13 protein-coding genes and 1 pseudogene are annotated in these 15,042 nt (G+C 70.3%); 5 read left to right on the top strand and 9 right to left on the bottom strand.

From position 1 onward, the window contains the following. Nucleotides 1-25 precede the first annotated feature (25 nt). The 5 genes from ABZT06_RS04120 to ABZT06_RS04100 form a co-directional block, all read right to left on the bottom strand. Nucleotides 26-964, bottom strand: a complete 939-nt coding sequence (locus ABZT06_RS04120) for a VOC family protein (RefSeq protein WP_355734474.1) — start codon at nt 962-964, stop codon at nt 26-28. Nucleotides 965-975: 11 nt separating this feature from the next. Next, on the bottom strand, nt 976-1,986 hold the full coding sequence (locus tag ABZT06_RS04115; RefSeq protein WP_355734472.1) for an amidohydrolase family protein: 1,011 nt from the start codon (nt 1,984-1,986) through the stop codon (nt 976-978). After that, entirely contained in the window at nt 1,983-3,158 is a 1,176-nt protein-coding gene (locus tag ABZT06_RS04110) for an FAD-dependent oxidoreductase (RefSeq protein ID WP_355734469.1), read from the bottom strand. Before ABZT06_RS04110 ends, ABZT06_RS04115 begins: the two co-directional genes overlap by 4 nt. Nucleotides 3,159-3,333: 175 nt before the next feature. Next, nucleotides 3,334-4,332, bottom strand: coding sequence for a cyclase family protein (locus ABZT06_RS04105; RefSeq protein WP_355734466.1), 999 nt, complete (start codon nt 4,330-4,332; stop codon nt 3,334-3,336). Beyond that, nucleotides 4,329-5,312 carry a fumarylacetoacetate hydrolase family protein gene (locus ABZT06_RS04100; RefSeq protein ID WP_355734464.1) on the bottom strand — a complete coding sequence of 328 codons (984 nt, stop codon included), beginning with the start codon at nt 5,310-5,312 and terminating at the stop codon, nt 4,329-4,331. Before ABZT06_RS04100 ends, ABZT06_RS04105 begins: the two co-directional genes overlap by 4 nt. Before the next feature lie 120 nt (nt 5,313-5,432). On the opposite strand from ABZT06_RS04100, the gene ABZT06_RS04095 reads away from it, so the two are divergent. Further along, nucleotides 5,433-6,416, top strand: a complete 984-nt coding sequence (locus ABZT06_RS04095; protein WP_355734461.1) for a LysR family transcriptional regulator — start codon at nt 5,433-5,435, stop codon at nt 6,414-6,416. A 53-nt stretch (nt 6,417-6,469) separates the two neighbouring features. Here ABZT06_RS04095 and ABZT06_RS04090 read toward each other — a convergent pair whose 3' ends face one another. Further along, nucleotides 6,470-7,738: an MFS transporter gene (locus ABZT06_RS04090; protein ID WP_355734458.1), complete on the bottom strand. Its 1,269-nt coding sequence runs from the start codon at nt 7,736-7,738 to the stop codon at nt 6,470-6,472. 322 nt (nt 7,739-8,060) lie between these two features. Beyond that, nucleotides 8,061-8,510, bottom strand: coding sequence for a DUF6069 family protein (locus ABZT06_RS04085; protein WP_355734455.1), 450 nt, complete (start codon nt 8,508-8,510; stop codon nt 8,061-8,063). Nucleotides 8,511-8,640: 130 nt separating this feature from the next. Here ABZT06_RS04085 and ABZT06_RS04080 point away from each other — a divergent pair, with 130 nt between their 5' ends. Together ABZT06_RS04080 and ABZT06_RS04075 are read left to right on the top strand one after the other, a co-directional pair. Further along, nucleotides 8,641-9,144, top strand: a complete 504-nt coding sequence (locus ABZT06_RS04080) for a MarR family transcriptional regulator (protein WP_355734452.1) — start codon at nt 8,641-8,643, stop codon at nt 9,142-9,144. Continuing rightward, nucleotides 9,134-9,544, top strand: a pseudogene (locus tag ABZT06_RS04075) (transposase family protein); the annotation flags it as partial. The gene ABZT06_RS04080 and the pseudogene ABZT06_RS04075, both read left to right, overlap by 11 nt. A 318-nt stretch (nt 9,545-9,862) precedes the next feature. On the opposite strand, the gene ABZT06_RS04070 reads toward ABZT06_RS04075, so the two are convergent. Further along, entirely contained in the window at nt 9,863-11,191 is a 1,329-nt protein-coding gene (locus ABZT06_RS04070) for a class I SAM-dependent RNA methyltransferase (RefSeq protein ID WP_355734449.1), read from the bottom strand. Nucleotides 11,192-11,260: 69 nt separating this feature from the next. Further along, nucleotides 11,261-13,309: an APC family permease gene (locus tag ABZT06_RS04065; protein ID WP_355734446.1), complete on the bottom strand. Its 2,049-nt coding sequence runs from the start codon at nt 13,307-13,309 to the stop codon at nt 11,261-11,263. A gap of 382 nt (nt 13,310-13,691) precedes the next feature. Between ABZT06_RS04065 and ABZT06_RS04060 the strand changes: the two genes are divergently transcribed. Together ABZT06_RS04060 and ABZT06_RS04055 are read left to right on the top strand one after the other, a co-directional pair. Beyond that, on the top strand, nt 13,692-14,363 hold the full coding sequence (locus ABZT06_RS04060) for a TrkA family potassium uptake protein (RefSeq protein WP_007385233.1): 672 nt from the start codon (nt 13,692-13,694) through the stop codon (nt 14,361-14,363). Next, nucleotides 14,363-15,037, top strand: a complete 675-nt coding sequence (locus ABZT06_RS04055; RefSeq protein ID WP_355734442.1) for a TrkA family potassium uptake protein — start codon at nt 14,363-14,365, stop codon at nt 15,035-15,037. Before ABZT06_RS04060 ends, ABZT06_RS04055 begins: the two co-directional genes overlap by 1 nt. Nucleotides 15,038-15,042: the final 5 nt, after the last annotated feature.

Genomic DNA, 15,042 nt, shown 5'->3' with positions numbered 1-15,042 from the left:
CCCCGGGGACTGAATGCTCCGCCGATCAGACCGGCGGAGCGACGAAGACGCCGCGGTCGACGTCGTTGAAGGACTCCTTGGTGACCAGTTCGTTCATGGGGTTGGCGGTGCCCCACTGGTCGGTGACCTCGGGCTGGGAGAAGTCGTAGACGTGCGGGTGCCAGGTGTCCTCGTGCAGCAGCTCCAACTCCGTCGTGTACTCCACCGTGTTGCCGTGCGGGTCGAGGAAGTAGGTGAAGGTGTTGTCGCCCGCCATGTGCCGGCCCGGCCCCCAGATCTTGCGGGCGCCGGAACGGATGACACGGCCGGAGCCGCGCATGTACTCGTCGATTCCGCGCATCTCGAAGGAGATGTGGTGCAGCGAGGTGTGCGGGGCCTTGGCGATGGCCATGGAGTGGTGCTGGTTGCTGATCCGCATGAAGTGCATGACGTCGCCGATGTGCGGATGGCCGAGCGTGTCGGACAGCCGGAAGCCGAGGTGCTCCTCGTACCACGCCTTGGTCTTGTCCAGATCCGGCGAGTTGAGCACGACGTGCGACAGCTTGACCGGGATCGACTCCTTCTCCTCGATCTTGCGGTGCTGCCGCACCTCGACGTCGGCCGACACCTCGATAGTGCGCCCGTCGACGTCGAAGAAGCGGAAGCCGTAACCGCCGCCGGGCGTCTCGACCTTGCCCGGCTGGGAGATCAACTGCACCCCTCCCGCGAGGAGTCGCTCGGCGAGCGTGTCCACGTCGGCGGCGCTCGCGGCACCGTAGGACACGAGGTCGAGACGCTTCTCCTCGGCCTTGCGCAGCCGGACGACGTACTGCTCCGGGCTGCCCTCGGCGGCCAGGAAGGAGATGCCGGAGTCCTCGGCGACCTTGGTCAGGCCCCAGACTCCGGCGTAGAAGTCGAGTTGCTTGTCGTAGTCCGGCACGGCGAGGTCGACGTGGCGGAGGTGGGTGAGCAGGCGGTTGTTCATGGGGGGGCTCCTCAAACGAGGTCGAGCAGAGCGGCGGCGTTTCCGCCGCGGACGGAGTGGAAGTCGGTGTCAGGCAGGTCCGCGGCGCGCAGCGCGCCGAGCGGGTCGTCGGTGCCCATGTCGAAGGGGAAATCGGAGCCGAGCAGGACTCGTTCCGCGCCGACCGCTCGCAGCAACTCCCGCAGCACCTGAGGGTCGTGGACCAGGGAGTCGAAGTACAGCTGCTTCAGATAGCTGCTCGGTTCCCGCTCACAGTCCCGCGCGTCGGGACGGGCCCGCCAGGCGTGGTCGGAGCGGCCGATGTGTGTGGGCAGGTAGCCGCCGCCGTGCGCGGCTATCAGCTTCAGGCCCGGGTGCCGGTCCAGGACACCGGAGAAGATCAGATGGGAGAGGGCGACCGCGTTCTCGGCGGGCTGGCCGACGGTGTTGGACAGGTACCACTGGTCCAGGCGCCCGTCGAGGGAGCAGCCGAACGGATGCAGGAAGACCAGGGCGCCTGTCTCCTCCGCACGGGACCAGAAGGCTTCGTACGCCGGGTCCGACAGTTCGTGGCCAGGCGCGTGCGAGGAGATCTCCACGCCCCTCAGCCCCTGGTCCAGGGCGTGGTCGAGCAGGCCGACCACGAGGTCGGCATGCTGGAGCGGGACTAGGCCCAGGCCGTGCAGTCGGTCGGGAGCCTTCGCACAGTGTGCGGCGGTGCCCTCGTTGGCCAGTCGGCAGACCTTCTCGGCCAGTTGGGGCTCGGCCCAGTAGTGGTAGTGGGAGGGCGAGGGGCTGACCAGCTGGATGTCCACGCCCTGCGCGTCCATGGCCGTCAGGCGCACCGCGGCGTCCGTCAGCTTCGGCACCCGCGCGCCGACCATCGGACCGTTCACTGCCAGGGCCGCCGCGCCGTTGCGGCGCGCGTCGAGGGCGCGGGCCTCGGCGCGACCGGGATGACCGGCGACGGCCTCCTCGACCTCCGGGAGCAGGAGGTGGGCGTGGACGTCGATGGTCGGCGCGGAGGATGCGGTGGTGGTCACGGGCGCTCCTTGAGGAGGTTCATGGTGCGGCCGACCAGCCCGGCCATGTCGGCGTCGCGCACACCGTCCAGCTGCCACTGGCCGATCTGCATGGACGCCTCGACAACGGTGCACACCCGGGGAATGCGGCGGTCGTGGTAGACCTGGAGCAGCTCGTCGTCCCAGTCCCGGCCGTCGGCCACAGCCCCGCTGAGCAGCTCGGCGAGGACGAGGGCGTCCTCCAGGGACATGGCCGCGCCCTGGGCCATGGTGGGCGGGCAGCAGTGGGCGGCGTCGCCGATGAGCACGACCCGGCCCCGGTGCCAGGAGTCCTCGACCAGCAGGCGGTCGAACCAGGTGTAGTTGACCTTCTTCGGGTCGGTGATGTGCTCGGTGATCTCTGGCCAGACCCCGCCGTAGCTCTGCGCCAGGCGGCGCATCTCGTCGGCGTAGGTGGCCGGGTCGATGGAGGCGCGGTCGCGACACCCTTCGACGACGTACGCGTAGATGGTGTTTTCGCTGGTGGGGCAGTAGCCGGCGATGTAGGCGGGGCCGCCGTAGGCGAGGTCGGTGCGCGTCACCCTCTCGGGCCGCGGGGCGGCGATGCGCCAGATGGCCATGCCGGTCGGCTCGGGTTTGTCCGTGATGCCGATCGCGGCGCGGGTGGCGGAGTTGACTCCGTCGGCGCCGATCACCAGGTCGTAGCGGCCCTCGCTGCCGTCGCTGAAGCGCACCGACACGCCGTCGGCGTCCTGCTCCAGCGCTTCGGCGGTGATGCCGAGGCGAACGCCGGCGCCGGAGGCGCGGACCGCGTCGATGAGGATCTGCTGCAGCTGGGGGCGCTGCATGCCGAGGGTGGCGGGCAGGTCCTCGCCGCCGGTCTGGATGTCCTCGGCGACGAACAGGACGGTGCCGTCGGGGGTGGTCACGCCCAGCGAGCCGAAGGCGTATCCGGAGGCTTTCACCCGTTCCCACACGCCCAGTTCGCGCAGGACCCGCAAGGCGTTGCCCTGGAGGGTGATGCCGGAGCCGGTGGTGGCGTTCCAGTCCGGCTTGGCCTCGATCAGGTCGACGGCGATGCCGGCGCGGCGCAGCAGGATGGTGACGGCGTTGCCTGAGGCGCCCCCGCCGATGACCAGGACGGTGGGTGTGCCCCCGGCCGGAGGCTGGGAGAGAGTGCGGCTGTCAGCCATGTCGGGGATTCCTCCCGGGGTTGGGCCGCGCGACTTCGGGCGGCGGGGGCTGCGGCTCGCCCGCTGTGAGTGCGGGCCAGAGGTGGGGACGGATAACCCGGCGAAGCGGGTGGGGCGGTGGGGGCCGGATGCGCCGCTGCTGTCCGGGGAACGGCGCATCCGGCAGTGGTGCGGGTTACTTGACGGCGATCGGGTTGACCGGGGAGCCGACGGCTCCGGTGATGGGGAGGGGAGCGGCGGTGAGCCAGAACTCGTACACGCCGTCGTCGGCGCAGTCGGCGGCGAGTGTGTCGAGGTCCCACATCTCGCCGATCAGCAGGCCCATGTTGGGGATGACGACCTGGTGCAGTGGCTGGAAGGCGCCCTCGAACTCGTTGGGGCGGACCTCGAAACCCCAGGTGTCGGTGGCGATGGCGGCTATCTCGGTGCGGTGCAGCCAGCCGGCCGTGGTGAAGGAGAGGCCGGGCGCGGGGCCGCCCGCGTAGTCGCCCCAGCCGTCGCGCCTTGCGCGGGCGAGGTGTCCGGTGCGGACGAGCACGATGTCGCCGCGGCCGACGGTCACCCCGTGGGCCTCGGCGGCCCGGGTGAGGTGCTCCTCGGTGACGGCGAACCCGTCGGGCAGCTCTCCCCCACTCTCGGCTCCGCTCGAGCGGGAGGTGCCCCCACCCGTGCCGACAACCTGGCCGACGTCGAGGAGCACGCCGCGTCCGGCGACGTACGGCGCCATGTGCTCGATGCCGGTGACGAGGTCGCCGTCCGAGGTGACCACCTGCTCGGCGGCCCGTCCGTTCCACGCCTTGCCGTGGTCGAAGATGTGCCCGAGGCCGTCCCACTGGGTGGAGCACTGGAGCGGCATCGCGATCACGTCGTCGGCGCCGCCGATGCCGTGCGGGAAGCCCTGGTTGCCCAATGCCGCGTCGGTCCCCGTGTCGAGCATGGTGTGCACCGGGTTGGTCCGTCGGCGCCAGCCCTTCTGCGGGCCATTCATGTCGAACCGCTGCGAGAGCGAGAAGCTGACGCCCCGCCGGACGAGGGCCGCGCCCTCGCGCCGCTTGGCCTCGTCGAGGAAGTTCAGTGTGCCGAGCACATCGTCCTCACCCCAGCGCCCCCAGTTGGAGTACGCCTTGGCGGCCTCGGCTATCGCGCCCTCCGGGTCGCTGCGGTCCAGGCTCATGCCGTGCCCTCCGCGACACAGCGGGTGCGCTGCACACCCAGACCGGTGATGGAACCCTCCATGACGTCGCCGTCGCGCAGCAGCCGTCCCCAGTGCATCCCGTTGCCGGCCGGGCTGCCGGTGAGCACCAGGTCGCCGGGTAGAAGCCGGGAGGTCTGGGAGATGTACGACACCAGCCGCGCGATACCGAAGAGCATGTCCTTGGTGGACTCGTCCTGCATGGTCTCGCCGTTCAGCTTGAGCGTGACCCGCAGATCACCGGGGTCCGCGATCGATTCCGCAGGGACGAGCCACGGGCCGAGCGGCGTGAAATCGGGAGCGTTCTTGCAGCGCAGCCAGTCGGTGCCGATGGCCTTCATGTCCCGGCGGAACACGGTGGCGCGGTCGGTGAGGTCGTTGGCGATGGTGTACCCGGCGACGTACTCCAGCGCCTCCTCGACCGTCACCCGGTAGGCGGGCCTGGCGATGACCGCCGCCAACTCCAGCTCCCAGTCGGGTTGTTCGGCCCAGGCGGGCAGGACCACGTCGTCGTAGGGGCCCGTGATCGAGCCGGGCAGGCCGATGAACACGTACGGCAGGTCCTCGGCGGCCCGGCGGTCCATGACCGCGGCGACCTCCGCTCGTGCCTCCTCGACGGTGCGGGGGTCGTCGGGGGAACGGTGGGCGACCTCCAGATCGATCACGTGTTGCCGGTAGTTGGCGCCGGACTGAAAGATCTGCCGCGGTTCCACGGGGGCGTGCACCCGCAGGCCCTCCAGTGGCAGCCGGTCGAGGGAGTCGTCGTCCGCCAGGGTGCGCAGGACGGGGAGGGCCTCCTCCCACCGCTCCAGGACCGCGCGCAGATCCGACGGCGCCCAGCCCAGGGCGCTGCGCAGATCGAGTACGCGGTCATCGGCCAGGAGGCCGGGAAACGACTCCCCGTCCTGAGCGGAGAACGTGCCGAGTGCGAACGGACCGGCTGGTTGCGCGAACATTGCCATCAGATTTCCTTCTGCGGGGTTGGCGTCTACTCTGACCCTGATCGGCCAATCACGGAAATTAATCCTGTGGATGTGCCAAATCCACGTCATGGATGACTCTCGTTGCAAGGTGGTTTGCCGGTGAACCTGTCCCGACTCGACCTCAATCTGGTCCTCGCCCTTCGCGCGCTGCTGGAGGAGCGCAACGTCACCCGGGCCGGCGAGCGCATCGGCCTCAGTCAGCCGGCCATGAGCGCCGCGCTGTCCCGGCTGCGCCGCCATTTCGACGACGAATTGCTCGCCCGCACCGGCAACACGTACGAGCTGACTCCGCTCGGCGCCGCCCTGCGCGAGCGCAGCGCCACCGCGTGCGACCTGCTGGAGCGGGTCTTCTCCAGCCAGGCCGACTTCGACCCGGCGGCGGAGTCACGTGAATTCACCCTGCTCGCCTCCGACTACGGGGCGGCCGTGTTCGGTGCCGCACTCGCCCGCACCCTGCACGAGGAGGCGCCCGGCATCCGGCTCACCTTCCAGCACCCGGCACCGTCCGTCGTGGAGAACACCGCCGCGGTACTGAGCACCGTCGACGGACTGCTGATGCCGCACGGCGTCATCGACGGTTTGCCCGCCGTCGACCTCCACCAGGACCGCTGGCTGTTCCTGGTCGCCGACGATCACCCCGAGATCGGTGACGCACTCTCCCTGGACCAGCTGGGGCGTCTGCCCTGGGCCGTCTACCAGCGTCCCTACGACGCCCCGGCCGCCCGCCAGCTCAGCATGATAGGGATCAGTCCCCAGGTGGAGGTGTCCGTGCAGACCTTCCAGCTGCTGCCCCTCATGGTCGAGGGCACCCGCCGGATCGCGATGATCCAGGAGCGCCTGGCGCGCAAGGCGGTCCGATCGGCCGCGGTGCGCGTCCTGCCCTGCCCCTTCGAGGCGGTACCGGTGCGGGAGGCGATGTGGTGGCACCCGGTGCACGCTCAGGACGCGGGCCACATCTGGCTGCGGCAGAAAGCCGCGGAAGTGGGCGCGACACTGGCGGGCAACGGCTACAGCTATGGCAAGGGCCCAGGGAAGGCCGTGCCCGTCGACCAGAGCGCGGGGGTGCTGCCGGGCCAGCTCTGACCGGGCCCGGCAGCCCGTGATCGACGCGCTCTCAGTGGTCTTCCCGCACGCCCTCAGGCCAACTGCTCCGGCAACGGCCGCGGATCGACGGCGCCTACCCGGCGGCGGGCCGCCCACAGCCCCGCCGCGACGAGGGCGGCGGCCAGCCCCAGCACGCCCACCGCACCGGCGAGACTGCCGGTCGCGGACTCCCCGGCGAGCAGCACCAGCGGGCAGATGAACTCACCACCGAAGAAGGCCGCCGTCCACAGCCCCGTCCCGCGGCCTCGGTCCTCGAACGCCAGGCGGGACATGGCACTGGTGAGAAGGGCGGGCAGCAGCATGCCGGTGCCCACACAGTTGACGACCGCCCCGATGACCAGCAGCGGGGCACTGCCCGCGAGGAACATCACCCCGAAGCCGACCGCGCAGACCGCGAAGACGGCGGGCAGCATCGGGTCGGGAGAACGCTTGAGCCGGGCGAAGGTGACCGCCCCGCCCACTGTCGCGGCACTGGCGATCGCGGTGGCCAGTCCGATCACGGCGGTGTTCGCCACCCCGAGGTCGTCGAGCAGGTACGACATCTCCACCGGGACGGTGTAGAAGACCATCGCCCCGAAGAAGGTGAGGGCACAGATGCCGCCCAACTGCCGCCAGGGGAACGAGCGGCGGGCCTCCGTCTCGGCCGGAGTCTCCTCGCCGTCCGCACGGGCCGCCGGGCTGGGCAGGGCGGTTGCCATCAGCGGGGCGAGCACCAGGCTCACGGCGTAGACCCAGAAGGGCACGCGCCAGCCCGCCGATCCGGCGGCGCCGCCGAGCACGAAGAAGACGGTGGCCGACGCGGAGGCGCACATGGTCTGCAGGGCGAGGTACTTCACCCGCCGCCGGCCGGTGTAGTAGTCGCCGATCAGAGTCGTGCAGCAGGTCATGATCGCGGCCTCGGCGACTCCGACCAGGGCGCGGCTGGCGATGATGCCGCCCAGCGAGTCCAACCACAGCGGTGCCGTGCCGAACAGCGCGTACAGGACGGTCGCCACGACCAGCAGGCGCTTGCGGCCCACCCGGTCCACGATCACCCCGGCGAACGGGGCCAGCAGCGCCAGTGCCAGCGCCGGGACGGTCAGCGCGAGGGGCACCAGCGCCTTGGCCCCCGGGACCGACGCGAAGTGGTCCTGCATCTTCGGCAGTACCGGGGCGATCAGCACCGCCCCCAGGATCGGCAGACAGCTGCCCGCCATCAGAAGGGTCACCCGCAGCAGATGCGCCGGGCCCGAGACGGCGACGGCTGACGGAGTGGTGGCATCGACCGCCGCAGGAGGCGGCGGGGGCACGGAACCGGGCATGGCGACTCCACGGGGCGGTGTAAGGGAGTGGGCATGCCTCAAGGGCGCCGACGGCGCACGGCATGCTGGGAAGCTCGCACGCCGGCGCCATCCGGACAGCGGCGTGCGGTAGCGACGACTATGGGGGCGCCGAAGCGCCGGTGCCATCCCCTGCGCGATCCGAATCCCGTATCCGGGTTATCCACGCTGTGGATGGGACGGCCAACCGTCACGCAGACGGAAGACGTGCACGACCGTTCCTGCGCAGCGGTGTCCCGAAGCTCGGTCGTCCCGGCCTCCGGGACACCGCCGACAGCCGACACGTCGCGCACGCCGGGCAGCGTCAGCGGACAGGCAGCGGCAGGACGCGCCGATAGGCGGCGACGGCGACGACCGCAACCACCACATGCATCCCCATCAGCGCGGCGACGGCCAGCGGCCCACTGCCGGGCGTACCGCCACCGAGCAGGGACAGGTCGGGCCCGAACGACACGACCACGAGCACGGGCACCAGCCACCGCAGCAGCCCCGCCGGGTTCTTGGCGACACGACGGACGACCGCCCAGCCTATGGCGCCGAGGACGACGCCGAACACCGTCAGCGGCCCGTACGCGGAGGGGTGCAGCGGAGCGAAATCGCCCGACGCCCCCGCCGCGCGGGCGAGCAACGCGACCACCACGTCTCCGAGGACGGCCACGACAGCCGCCGCGAGAAGCCCCGCGACCACGGTCAGGCCGCGGGAGCGCGGCGCGGGCGGGGCGGACGATACGGCTTCGGGAACGGAACCGGGCATGGGGACCTCCTGCGGAGAGCTCAAGAACGACAGGCGCAGCGCCGAAATGGCAGGCGTTTGATTCCTCAAACATGTGGGACGCTACTCCGAAGTGTTTGATCAGGCAAACATCTCGGTTAGAGTGGCCGGCATGACATCCCCCCGTTGGCTCACTCCCGAGGAGCTGCGAGCCTGGATCAACTTCCTCGACTGCTCGACGCTGCTGAGCGACTACCTCGATCAGCAGTTGCGGCGCGAGGCGGCCATGACACACGCGGACTACAGCCTCCTGGCCCGCCTGTCCGTGGCACCCGACCGCGCCCTGGGGATGTCCTTGCTCGCCGAGCAGTTGAAGTTCACCCGCAGCCGCCTCACGCGCGCGGTGATCCGCCTGGAGGAGTCGGGCTACGTGCGGCGCCGGGAGGACCCGGCCGACGGCCGCGGACAGCTGGCCGAACTCACCGATGTCGGCATGGAGTTGATGAACAAGGCCGCTCCCGGCCACGTTGCTGCCGTACGCCGCGTGGTGTTCGACGCCCTCAGCCCCGAACAGGTGGAGCAACTCGCCACCATCACCGCCACCGTGGTCGCCTCCCTCAAGCAGGCCGGCGAGGAGGACGCCTACCCGGCGGCCCTGCCGTGGCATCGCCGCTGACTTTCGAGAACCTGCCCCGTTCACCGGGCTGAGCCCGCGTCAGTTCGGCAAGCAGATCACCGCGTTGCGGCGCGAGGGTGCGGATCCGGTGCGCAAGGGCCGGCCGTGGCGCCTGCCGCTCGAGGGCCGCGTGCTGCTGGTCGCCGCGTACTGGCGGACTGACCTGACCCTGCACCAGCCGGCACCGCTGCTCGGGGTGTCCAAGTCCGCAGCCGACTGCATCATCGACCACCTCGGACCTGCGCTCGCCGCTCAGCGACGCAAGCGGTTCCGCAAGGACACCGTGCTGGTCGTGGACGGCACCCTGGTCCCCACGGTCGATCACAACGTTGCCGAGCAGCCGGAGAGTTACCGGTACCCGACCAACCACCCGGTCGTGATCGATGCCGACACCCGGCTCGCCCGGGCGGCCGGATCCCGCGGCTGAAGTCGGGCGTTCTCAAGGCGGCCCGGTGGGGCATCGCCCGACCTTCGGCATGCCGAAGCACAAGCACCGCCTGGCCACCGCGCCTGACCGGGCCGGTGTAAGGGCCGCTTTCATTCCGAGCGTCATCCGAGCGTCGAGGATCCCGCAAGAGCCACTTGAAGGCATCGCCCTTGCAAGCGCCTCGCTCACGAATTCGCAGCTCAGAGAGCTCTCAAAGATCGATCCGTCCGCTCGACCCGCTGCACGGAGGGAAACAGGTCGAGCAACCCACCGGGGCAACAAAACCGCAGGTCAAGAGCCCTTCGCAACCGGCTCAAGGATTGCCACGCACTCCACATGGTGCGTCATCGGGAACAGATCGAACACCCGAAGCGTCCGCACCCGGTACCCCCCGTCCCGGAAGTACCCCAGGTCCCGTGCCAGCGCGGCCGGGTCGCAGGCGACGTACGCGATGCGCCGCGCGCCCAGGGACGCCATGTGCTCCACCGTCTTGCGCCCCGCTCCCGCCCGCGGCGGGTCGAGGACGATCAGGTCGACCTCGGTGATGCCGGTGCGCGGCAGGACCGACTCCACCTTGCCCTGCTCGATGCGGACCCGGTCGAAGGCGGCCAGGTTGTGCCGGGCGTCCTCGACCGCGCGCTTGCCGGACTCGATGCCGAGGACCGCGCCCTTGTCGCCGAGGCGGTCGGCCAGCGCGCCCGCGAACAACCCGACACCGCAGTACAGGTCGAGCGCCATGTCACCCTTGCGCGGCAGCAGGCCCTGCATGACCGCCTTCACCAGGGTGTCGGCCGCCTGCGGGTGGACCTGCCAGAAGCCGCCGCTGCCCACCCGGTGGGTGCGGCCGTCGGCGCGCTCGCGCACGAAGGCACGGCCGTGGACGCGGTGGATGCCGCCGTCCTTCTCCTCGACGCGCATCACGGAGACGGGCTTGTCGAGTTCGACGAGGGGCAGGCGGGCGCCCGGCCTGGGCTCCAGGATGACCATGCGGTCCTGGGAGCCGGTCGCGGCGATCGCCTCGACCGACGCCATCCCGGACCAGTCGCGGTCCTCGATGCCCAGCTCGCTGACGCCCGGCGCGGCGATCATGCAGTGCTCGATCGGCTCGACCTCGTGCGAACGGTGGCGGCGCAGTCCGGCGTTGCCGTCGGCGTCCACCGCGTACTGCACGCGGGTGCGCCAGGCGGGCACCTCGCCCGCCGGCAGCTTGTCGCCCTCGGCAGGCATCACCGTGCCGTCCCAGCCGGCCTCCTCGGGGGTGAGACCGGCGAGCCGCTTCAGCTGCTCGGCGACGACCTCGCCCTTGAGGCGCCGCTGCGCGCCCGGCTTCGCGTGCTGCCAGTCGCAGCCGCCGCAGCGGCCGGGACCGGCGTACGGGCAGGGCGCCTCGATGCGGTCCTTGGACGCCTCCAGGACGGACACCGCGTCCGCGCGCAGGAACCGCGCGCCCTCCTCGCCCTCGGTGACCCGGGCCACGACCCGCTCACCGGGCAGCGTGTGCCGGACGAACAGCACCTGGCCGTCCTCCGTGCGGGCGATGCAGTGCCCGCCGTGGGCGACGGGGCCGACCTCGACCTCGAACTCCAGCCCCACCAGCGATTTCTTCGGTTCTGCCTGCATGGCGGGGTGACTCCACAACGTCAAGGGAAGCGGCGGGACGACAACCCACCAGGACAACAGCCCACCAGTCTACTTCGGCGCCGAGGGCTCCTTCGCCCGCTGCTCGGCCGGCCCGCGCCGCACCGCACCCGGCGCGTTCCACTCCTGCCGCCTGCGGGCGCGCTTCTTCGCCACCTCCGAGGACTGGAGCTGGTAGGGCACCGAGGTGACCATGACCCCCGGCGTGAACAGCAGCCGGCCCTTGAGCCGGAGCGCGCTCTGGTTGTGCAGCAGGTGCTCGTACCAGTGACCGACCACGTACTCGGGGATGATCACGGACACCGCGTCGCGCGGCGACTCCTTCCTGAGCCCCTTGACGTAGTCGATGATCGGTCGCGTGATCTCGCGGTACGGCGAGTCCAGCACCTTCAGCGGTACGTCGATCCCGCGCCGCTCCCACTCGGCGCGCAGTGCCTTGGTCTCGGCCGGGTCGACGTTGACGCTCAGGGCCTCGAGCGAGTCCGAGCGCATCAGCTTGGCGTAGGCCAGCGCGCGCAGGGCCGGGCGGTGGATCTTGGAGATCAGGACGACGGAGTGGACGCGGGAGGGGCGCAGGCTGTCGTCGCTGGGGCCCTCGGGGGCGGCGAGCTCCTCGGCGACCCGGTCGTAGTGCTTACGGATCGCGGTCATCGTCGCGTAGAAGATGCACATCCCGAGCAGCGCCACCCAGGCGCCGTGGGTGAACTTGGTGACGAGGACGACGACCAGGACGAGCCCGGTGAAGAAGGCGCCGAAGGCGTTGATCGCGCGGGAGCGGACCATGTGGCTGCGCTTCGCGGCGTCCTTCTCGGTGGCCAGGTGGCGGTTCCAGTGCCGGACCATGCCGGTCTGGCTGAGCGTGAAGGACACGAACACGCCGACGATGTAGAGCTGGATCAGCCGGGTGGAGTCGGCGCCGTAGATCCACACCAGCATGCCGGCCGCACCGGCCAGCAGCACGATGCCGTTGGAGAAGGCGAGGCGGTCGCCGCGGGTGTGCAGCTGGCGCGGCAGGTAGCGGTCCTGGGCGAGGATGGAGCCGAGCAGCGGGAAGCCGTTGTAGGCGGTGTTCGCGGCGAGGAACAGCACCAGCGCGGTGGCCGCGGCCAGCACGATGAACAGGAAGCTGCCCTTGCCGAAGACGGCCTCGGCGACCTGGGAGATCACCGGGTTCTGGACGTAGTCCGAACCGAGGGGGACGCCGTTGTGGATCAGGTCGACGGCCGGGTTCTCGGCCATGCGGACCTTGGTGTCCATGGCCAGCGCGATGATCCCGCAGAACATGGTGACGGCGAGCAGGCCCATCATCGCGAGCGTGGTCGCCGCGTTCTTCGACTTGGGCTTGCGGAAGGCCGGCACGCCGTTGGAGATGGCCTCGACACCGGTGAGCGCGGCACAGCCGGAGGAGAAGGCGCGCAGCAGCAGGAAGACCAGGGCGAATCCGGCCAGACCCTGGTGCTCGGCCTTGATGTGGTAGTCCGCTGTCGGTGCTCGCATGGTGTCGTCCAGGACCAGCCCGCGGAACGCACCCCACGCGATCATGATGAAGACGCCGGTGACGAAGACGTACGTCGGAATCGCGAACAGGGAGCCGGACTCCTTCATGCCGCGCAGGTTCATCAGCGTCAGCAGGATGATCACGGCGATCGCGCAGAGCACCTTGTGCTCGACGACGAACGGGATCGCGGAGCCGAGGTTCTCGATGCCGGAGGCGATGGAGACGGCGACCGTGAGGACGTAGTCGACGAGGAGGGCGCTGGCGACCGTGAGGCCTGCCTTGGGGCCGAGGTTGGTGTTGGCCACCTCGTAGTCGCCGCCGCCGCTCGGGTACGCGTGCACGTTCTGCCGGTAGGAGGCGACCACCGTGAACATCAGCACGACGACCGCGACGGCGATCCAGGGGCTGAAGTGGTAGGCCGACACACCCGCGATGGACAGGACCAGCAGCACCTCGCCAGGCGCGTACGCCACGGAGGACAACGGGTCGGAGGCGAACACCGGCAGGGCGATGCGCTTCGGCAGGAGCGTTTCCCCGAGGCGGTCACTGCGCAGTGCGCGCCCGATCAGGATCCGTTTGGGCACGTCGGTCAGTTTGGACACAACAGAGAAGCGTAGGCGTTCGAACGGGCGGGCAACCACCCGGCACCCCGCATCTGCTCTCCGGGTGAAATCCGGATGCGCTGCGGCTACGGATTCCGCAGGTGGGCGAAGCGGCATGCCTATATGACAGGACCCCGTCCCGCACTGCCCTCGGAGGTTCCATGCACACGACCGCAGAGCTCATCGGCGCGGCGACCGCCCTCGTCGGCCTCGGAATCCTGACGCTCGCGAGCGTCCGCAGCATCGGCCGCCGCTGACGGACTCCAAGTCGACGGCAACCGTGCACAGGGGTGCCGTCGTCCTACCGCGCGTGTGTAGCTTGGGCGTCGGTCTGAGACCCTGATGTGGCTGAGCAGTACTTATTGACACCGGAAGGACGGTCGTGCACATCGTCATCATGGGCTGCGGGAGAGTGGGTTCCGCTCTCGCCCAGACCCTGGAGCAACAGGGGCACACGGTCGCCGTGATCGACCAGGACCCCACCGCCTTCCGACGACTGGGCTCCGGTTTCGGCGGTCGTCGTGTCACCGGAGTCGGCTTCGACCAGGACACCCTGCGCGAGGCGGGCATCGAGGAGGCGGGCGCCTTCGCCGCGGTCTCCAGCGGCGACAACTCCAACATCATCGCCGCGCGCGTGGCCCGCGAGATGTTCGGCATCGAGAACGTCGCAGCCCGGATCTACGACCCCCGGCGCGCCGAGGTCTACCAGCGCCTGGGCATCCCGACGGTGGCCACCGTGCGCTGGACGGCCGACCAGATGCTGCGCCGGCTGCTGCCGTCCGGCGCGGAGCCGTTGTGGCGTGATCCCACCGGCGGGGTCCAGCTGGCCGAGGTGCACGCCTCGACCGCCTGGGTCGGCCACAAGATCAGCAAGATGCAGGAGGAGACGGGCGTCCGCGTGGCGTTCCTGACCCGCCTCGGCGAGGCGATCCTGCCCACCTCGCAGACGGTGCTGCAGGAGGGCGACCTGGTCCACGTGATGATGCGCACGGACGACATCGAGAAGGTCGAGGCGTCCTTCGCCGAGGGCCCCGAAGAGGAGGGCGGTCACTGATGAGGGTCGCCATTGCCGGTGCCGGTGCGGTCGGCCGCTCGATCGCGGGCGAACTGCTGGAGAACGGCCACGAGGTCCTTCTCATCGACAAGGCGCCGACCGCCATCTCGGTCGAGCGCGTCCCGCAGGCGGAGTGGCTGCTCGCCGACGCCTGCGAGATCACCTCCCTGGACGAGGCCGCGCTCCAGCGCTGCAACGTCGTGATCGCCGCGACCGGCGACGACAAGGTCAACCTGGTCGTCTCCCTGCTGGCGAAGACGGAGTACGGCGTCCCGCGGGTCGTCGCCCGCGTGAACAACCCGAAGAACGAGTGGCTGTTCAACGAGTCCTGGGGCGTCGACGTCGCCGTCTCCACCCCGCGTCTGATGTCCGCCCTGGTCGAGGAGGCGGTCAGCGTCGGCGACCTGGTCCGCCTGCTCCGCTTCAGCCACGGCGACGCAAACCTGGTCGAGCTGACCCTGCCCGAGGAGTCGGCCCTGGCCGGCACGACGGTCGGCGACGTGGAGTGGCCTGAGGACACCTCCCTGGTCACCATCATCCGCGGCAACCGCGTCCTGACCCCGTCCCAGGAGGACTCGCTGGAGGCCGGCGACGAACTCCTGTTCGTGGCCGCCCAGGCCCGCGAGGAACAGCTGGAGGACCTGCTGTCGGTGCGCCGGGAAGAAGCCTCTTAGGCGGT

It is taken from the genome of Streptomyces sp. NPDC005483, from assembly GCF_040606035.1.
Classification (GTDB): Bacteria; Actinomycetota; Actinomycetes; order Streptomycetales; family Streptomycetaceae; genus Streptomyces.
The sequence above is the reverse complement of the archived record's forward strand: the minus strand, read 5'-3'. Positions and strand labels throughout refer to the sequence as shown.

What these genes read in the sequence shown, in the direction of transcription:
- ABZT06_RS04105 (WP_355734466.1), bottom strand. Translation starts at nt 4,332, where the DNA reads ATGAGCCTGGACCGCAGCGACCCGGAGGGCGCGATAGCCGAGGCCGCC.
- ABZT06_RS04080 (WP_355734452.1), top strand. Translation starts at nt 8,641, where the DNA reads ATGACATCCCCCCGTTGGCTCACTCCCGAGGAGCTGCGAGCCTGGATC.
- ABZT06_RS04100 (WP_355734464.1), bottom strand. Translation starts at nt 5,312, where the DNA reads ATGGCAATGTTCGCGCAACCAGCCGGTCCGTTCGCACTCGGCACGTTC.
- ABZT06_RS04090 (WP_355734458.1), bottom strand. Translation starts at nt 7,738, where the DNA reads ATGCCCGGTTCCGTGCCCCCGCCGCCTCCTGCGGCGGTCGATGCCACC.
- ABZT06_RS04085 (WP_355734455.1), bottom strand. Translation starts at nt 8,510, where the DNA reads ATGCCCGGTTCCGTTCCCGAAGCCGTATCGTCCGCCCCGCCCGCGCCG.
- ABZT06_RS04055 (WP_355734442.1), top strand. Translation starts at nt 14,363, where the DNA reads ATGAGGGTCGCCATTGCCGGTGCCGGTGCGGTCGGCCGCTCGATCGCG.
- ABZT06_RS04070 (WP_355734449.1), bottom strand. Translation starts at nt 11,191, where the DNA reads ATGCAGGCAGAACCGAAGAAATCGCTGGTGGGGCTGGAGTTCGAGGTC.
- ABZT06_RS04110 (WP_355734469.1), bottom strand. Translation starts at nt 3,158, where the DNA reads ATGGCTGACAGCCGCACTCTCTCCCAGCCTCCGGCCGGGGGCACACCC.
- ABZT06_RS04120 (WP_355734474.1), bottom strand. Translation starts at nt 964, where the DNA reads ATGAACAACCGCCTGCTCACCCACCTCCGCCACGTCGACCTCGCCGTG.